The sequence below is a fragment of the Planktothrix serta PCC 8927 genome, from assembly GCF_900010725.2.
Taxonomy (GTDB): domain Bacteria; phylum Cyanobacteriota; class Cyanobacteriia; order Cyanobacteriales; family Microcoleaceae; genus Planktothrix; species Planktothrix serta.
The window spans coordinates 1-965 of record NZ_LR734967.1; the positions used below are offsets into that span (position 1 = coordinate 1).

1 protein-coding gene is annotated in these 965 nt (G+C 39.0%); it reads left to right on the forward strand.

The genetic code is table 11. The annotated features are described in order from the left end of the window. Positions 1-73: 73 nt before the first annotated feature. A protein-coding gene (locus tag PL8927_RS27835; protein ID WP_197047317.1) for an IS630 family transposase occupies positions 74-957 on the forward strand; the annotation gives its coding sequence in 2 pieces (ribosomal slippage) (positions 74-400 and positions 403-957; 882 coding nt in all). Positions 958-965 lie beyond the last annotated feature (8 nt).

Below are 965 nucleotides of genomic sequence, written 5' to 3' on the forward strand. Positions count from 1 at the left end.
TATAGCGCTACGCGCTATGGTTAGGACAAAAGTATGATAAGATGCAGTAATACCTCAATATCGGAAAATAGTTATGCCGGCACCTTATAGTTACGATTTACGCTCCAAGGCGATCGCAGCCGTGAAAAGAGGAGAAAAGAAAATAGAGGTAAGTCGTTTCTTTAAAATAAGTCGCAACACATTAGATCTGTGGCTGAAAAAAGAAAGAGAAACAGGAGACTATCAGGCTAGCCGACAGGTAGGAGTAGGAACTCAACCGAAAATTCAGGAGTTAGAAAAATTTAAAGAATTCGTGAAAAAAAATAGTGACAAGACTCAAAAACAAATGGCCCAATTATGGGGGTGTGAGGCGACGCAACAGAATATTAGTTATGCTTGTCGAAAACTGGGTATAAGTCGAAAAAAAAAACTTATGGGTATCGAGAAAGAGATGAAGAAAAAAGACGAGAATTTCTTCAAAAACTAGAGGGAATAGAAAGGAGCAGAAAAGTTTATGTAGATGAAGCGGGATTTGATAATAGAGAGGATTACCCGTATGGCTACAGCCCGATAGGGGAAAGATGTTATGCACTCAAGTCCGGTAAAAGAAGAGAAAGAGTCAGTTGGCTATCAGCATTGAAAGAAGGTAAATTATTGGCTCCTTTAACCTTTGAGGGGTCATGTAATAAAGATTTATTTGAAACCTGGTTAAAGAATTGTTTGCTGCCAGTGCTAGAACCAGGAGACATTATTATTATTGATAATGCCAGCTTTCATCAAGGGGAATATATCAAAGAACTCGTCGAAGAAGCCGGATGTAAAATTTGGTATTTGCCCCCATATTCTCCCGACTTGAACAAGATTGAAAACTGGTGGGCTGTTTTAAAGACATGGATGAAACAGAGATTAAACGAATTTCAAACCGTCAGAGAATGCGTGGATGCTGCATTTAGAAATTGTCCTAACGTATGCGCGTAGCGCTATAA